The organism is Methylophaga sp. OBS4 (assembly GCF_026319305.1).
Lineage (GTDB): Bacteria > Pseudomonadota > Gammaproteobacteria > Nitrosococcales > Methylophagaceae > Methylophaga.
Genome location: NZ_JAPDMV010000061.1, coordinates 1 through 4,931, shown reverse-complemented (window position 1 = coordinate 4,931; position 4,931 = coordinate 1). Strand labels below are relative to the sequence as shown.

5 protein-coding genes are annotated in these 4,931 nt (G+C 48.4%); all 5 read left to right on the top strand.

Annotation, left to right across the window (positions count from 1 at the left end):
• Window positions 1-879, top strand: an 879-nt coding sequence (locus tag OMP95_RS12430; RefSeq protein ID WP_266329318.1) for an ATP-binding cassette domain-containing protein, incomplete at its 5' end; no start/stop codon positions are given.
• Window positions 880-883: 4 nt separating this feature from the next.
• Window positions 884-2,215: an HlyD family type I secretion periplasmic adaptor subunit gene (locus OMP95_RS12425; protein ID WP_266329317.1), complete on the top strand. Its 1,332-nt coding sequence runs from the start codon at window positions 884-886 to the stop codon at window positions 2,213-2,215.
• A complete protein-coding gene (locus OMP95_RS12420; protein ID WP_266329315.1) occupies window positions 2,215-2,883 on the top strand; it encodes a response regulator transcription factor in 669 nt (222 codons plus the stop codon). The genes OMP95_RS12425 and OMP95_RS12420 overlap by 1 nt, the downstream gene beginning before the upstream one ends.
• Before the next feature lie 136 nt (window positions 2,884-3,019).
• Window positions 3,020-4,339: a TolC family outer membrane protein gene (locus OMP95_RS12415; RefSeq protein WP_266329313.1), complete on the top strand. Its 1,320-nt coding sequence runs from the start codon at window positions 3,020-3,022 to the stop codon at window positions 4,337-4,339.
• A 145-nt stretch (window positions 4,340-4,484) separates the two neighbouring features.
• Window positions 4,485-4,931 (top strand): 3-hydroxyacyl-[acyl-carrier-protein] dehydratase FabA (gene fabA, locus OMP95_RS12410; RefSeq protein ID WP_266329311.1); only part of this gene is annotated, 447 nt, incomplete at its 3' end.

Genomic DNA, 4,931 nt, shown 5'->3' with positions numbered 1-4,931 from the left:
ATTCTGACCGGCCGGGCGTTGGCGCCTATGGCACAGCTTGCCGGTATTCTGACCCGCTATCATCAGTCCAAGGCAGCGTTAAATTCGCTGAACACGCTGATGAACTTGCCGGTGGAAAGACCTTCAGGCCGTGAGTTTTTGCATCGTCCCGAGTTCAAAGGCGGTGTTGAGTTCAAGAAAGTCCGTTTTCGCTATCCCAATCAACCTATGGACGCGTTGTCGGAAGTTTCTTTCAGTATCAAACCCGGCGAAAAAGTCGCCTTTATTGGCCGTATCGGTTCCGGTAAGAGTACGGTTGAGAAACTGATTCTCGGACTTTATGAGCCCGATGAAGGATCCATTATGTTGGATGGCACGGATATCCGCCAAGTCGATCCGGTGGATCTGCGCCGCAGTATTGGCTATGCGCCGCAGGATGTGGTGCTGTTCTTCGGCAGTATCCGTGAGAATATAACCATGGTAGCGCCTTTTGCCGATGATGCTGCCGTATTGAAAGCGGCTGATGTGGCGGGTGTTACCGAGTTTGTGAACCGCCATCCATCTGGCTTTGATATGCCGGTCGGTGAGCGTGGCGAGGGACTTTCCGGCGGACAACGTCAGAGTGTGGCAGTGGCTAGAGCTTTGTTGCTGGATTCACCGGTTATCGTGCTGGATGAACCTACCAATGCGATGGATAACAGCACTGAAGATCGTTTCAAAAGCAAACTATCCGAGGTGCTCAAGGATAAAACTTTATTGCTGGTGACTCACAAGGCTTCTTTGCTGAGTCTGGTGGATCGCATTATTGTTCTGGATCAGGGACATTTGGTTGCAGATGGCCCGAAAGATCAAATCCTCGCGGCCTTGAAGAAAGGTCATATCAAAGTGTCAAAAGGGTAAAGCGATGGCCTGGTTCAGAAGAACACATCCGGATGATGTTGAATTCATGTCAGAAGTCAGCGCCGCGACCATGGAATCCGCCCATAGAGGCGGCCATTCTCTGTTATTCCTGACCCTGTTGTTTTTTATCTGTGCCGGATGGTGGGCCAGTGTAACGTCACTGGATGAAGTGACCAGAGGGGAAGGCAAAGTCATTCCTTCCAGCAAGATCCAGGTTATTCAGAATCTGGAGGGGGGAATTCTGGCAGATGTATTAGTGGCAGAAGGCCAACTGGTCGAAAAAGGCGATGTGCTGCTTAAAATTGACGATACCCGCTTTTCCTCTTCTTTCAGAGAAACCGAGCTTAAATACTGGGAATTACTGGCACGTAACGCACGCCTGCAGGCTGAGGTTAATGGCACAGAACTGACACTGCCGGAAGAAATCATCAATCAACAACCCGGTTTGGCCGCCAATGAGCAATCTTTATATAGAACGCGTCAACTTGAATTGCAAAGTAACGTCGATGTGCTCAAGCAACAGGAACGGCAGCGTCAGCAAGAATTGATTGAAACACAGGCCAAACTCGGCAAGCTGCGCCGCAGTTATGAACTCAGTAACCAGGAATTGCAAATGTCAGCACCTTTGGTCCCGGTAGGTGTGATATCTGAAGTTGAACTGCTGCGGTTGAAACGCACGGTGAACGATCTGCAGGGTGAAATGGAAGCTGCACGTCTTGCCATTCCTCGAATTCGCTCTACGCTGACAGAGGTGAGACAAAAAATCGAAGATGTAGAGCTCAGATTCAAGTCGGAAGCGGCTTTGCAACTCAGTGAGGTCAGAGCGGAGCTGGCCCGCACCAAGGAAACCATTACCTCGCTCCAGGACAGGGTTACAAGAACCCAGGTGCGTTCTCCGGTAAAAGGTACGATAAAACAGCTCAAGATTAACACGGTGGGCGGCATTATCCAGCCTGGTATGGATTTGGTTGAAATTGTACCGGTAGAAGATAATCTGCTGATTGAAGCCCATATTAGACCTGCCGATATTGCTTTTTTAAGGCCGGGTCAGGATGCGATGATTAAATTGACGGCCTATGACTTTTCCATTTATGGTGGTCTGCCGGCCAAACTGGAACGTATTAGTGCCGATACTATTACCAATGACAAAGATGAAAGTTTTTATCTGATTTATCTGCGCACGGGAAAAAATTATATTGATAGCAGCAAGGGGCAGTTGGAAATTATCCCCGGTATGACAACGACGGTGGATATTCTGACCGGTAAGAAAACGGTGCTTGATTATTTATTAAAACCGATTCTCAAAGCAAAAAATGAAGCACTGAGGGAACGTTGATGGATGGAATCAGCCGGATGAAAGACAGCACGATTACTCAGGCCAGTTTGTTTCTTGTCATTCCTGATGAGGTATTCCGGCAGCGTGTTGTCAGAACCTTACCGGCCTGCTATGAAATGTCAGCTTTTACTGATATTGCTTCAATGCTGGCAGCTATGGGTGATGAGTCACCTGAATTAATAATTTGTCATCAGCAATTGATAGAAGCAGACGGGAGTCAGGGATTGGCTGCACTGACCCAGAGATGTGTGTCCAGTCGCATTCTGGTGGTGGGGCCGCCACGACCCGTCGCTATCCAGATTGCTGTACTCAAGCAGGGCGCGCGTGGTTATTTTAATCAGGAACTGCCGCTGGCTAAACTGCATGAAGCTTTACAACTGGTTATTCAGGGTGAAGTCTGGGTGGAACGGCATGTGATTTCAGGGCTGATTGACGAATTGTCGCATGTGCCGGCGATCAGTGAAGAACAACAGCAGGCGTTGCAAAGCCTGTCTCCCAAAGAGCTGGATGTTGCCAAACTGGTTAGTCATGGCGCGACCAACAAGATGATTGCCAAAGCAATGAATATTACCGAGCGTACGGTTAAGGCGCATCTGACAGCTATTTTTCAGAAAATGAACTTAGCTGACAGATTATCGTTAGCTATCTTTTTTCGGGATCTTCGCTAATGGATTCCATTGCAGTAAATGATATGTTGTAATACAGTGCGTTAAAAACAAAACTTAAGACAATTTAGGATGTTTGATTGTGTGATGCCTGAGGGGCCGCCGAAAGCAACACAGTAATAATAAAATAGGATGCATTATGAAACCTTTAGCTATAGCCATTCCATTATGTCTATCTGCTGGCATCGCTTGTGCGGATACACTCCAAGAAGCAGTGGATGCTACGATAAAAACAAACCCCGATGTTCTTGCGGCCATTCATGAACGACAAGCGGTTTCCAAAGAAATTGACCAGGCCCGGGCTGGATATTTTCCTACCTTGGACCTGGCAGTGGGTACCGGTTGGGAAATGACTGACAACCCGAGTACACGGGTTGCAGGTAAAGGCGAGGTTCATTTAAACAGGGACGAAGCCAGTTTGAATTTGCGGCAAATGCTGTTTGACGGCATGGAAACCAAAAATGAGGTCGCCCGTCAGCAAGCCCGTACCAGCTCCCGTTCTTTCTCGGTCTATAGTGCTTCAGAAAATACCGGCTTGGATGCGGTTGAGGCTTATCTCAACGTTCTGCGTCGTCAGCAGCTGGTTGAACTGGCGCAGACCAATCTGGAAGCTCATCAGCGTACCCATGACCAGATTATGTTACGCAGCGAACGTGGTGTAGGCCGCAGGGCTGATATGGATCAGAGCCTGGGCCGGCTGGCGCTGGCAGAAGCTAATCTGATGTCCGAGCAAAGTAATCTGCGTGATGCCGAAACTTCTTACATTCGTGTTGTCGGCATGACACCAGAATCTTTGACTCAACCCGATTCACCTATCAGTCTGGTTCCTGAAACAGTTGATGAGAGTATCGATATTGCCATCAACAATCATCCAACACTGAAACTGGCAGAATTTGATGTTGAATCTGCTCATGCTCAGCATGCAACAGCTAAAGCACCTTTCTATCCGGATGTTCACTTGGAACTGGGTACCCGGGCAGATCATGATATCGATGGTCAGGAAGGCAAGGATAAAGATGTTACCGCCATGCTCCGGCTGCGTTATAACCTGCTGAATGGCGGACGTGATTCAGCCCGTCGCGAGGAAACCGCTTATCTGATCAATCAGGCTGCTGAGATTCGTAATAATACACGGCGTCAAGTTGAAGAGAGTGTGCGCCTGTCCTGGAATGCCTGGCAGACAGTGAAGAATCAGATGGCTTTCCGCAGACAGCACGTTGAATCAAGTGAAAAATCACGTGATGCTTACCAGCAACAGTTCAGCCTGGGACAACGCACACTGCTTGACTTGCTGGACTCTGAAAACGAGGTGTTCGGTGCCAGAACTGCTTTGGTCAACACTCAGTACGACGAAATGTTTGCGATGTATCGTATTCTCAATAGCATGGGCATGCTGCTGGAAGGCCTGAATGTCGAGTTGCCTGAAGCTGCGGCAACGATGGCAGCCAACAACAATTAAACCCAAGTTGCTTTCGGATAAAGCCACGGCTATTTTTCTAGTCGTGGCTTTTTTTTAAGTTGCGTGGAACTTCACGTTTTTTTCTGGTTTTAAAACGTTCGTGCTATCATACGGTGCCCAGTTGGCGGGATAATTAAGAGAATTCATGAGTAAGCAATCATCATTTACATTTGAAGAATTATTGCAGTGCGGACACGGAGAAATGTTTGGTCCCGGCAATGCCCAGTTACCTGTTCCCAATATGCTGATGATGGACCGCATTACTCATATTGCCAACACCGGTGGCGTGTATGGAAAGGGTGAGATTATTGCAGAGTTGGATATACATCCTGACTTATGGTTCTTTGACTGTCATTTCCCCGGTGATCCCGTCATGCCCGGTTGTTTGGGGCTGGATGCGATGTGGCAGTTAGTCGGTTTTTTCCTGGCTTGGGAAGGCAATCCCGGCAGGGGTAGAGCGCTGGGCTCAGGCGAGGTAAAATTCACCGGACAGGTGTTACCGACTGCAAAAAAAGTCACCTATCGAATTGACCTCAAACGTGTGATTGCACGTAAGCTGGTGTTAGCGATTGCTGATGGTACCGTATTGGTC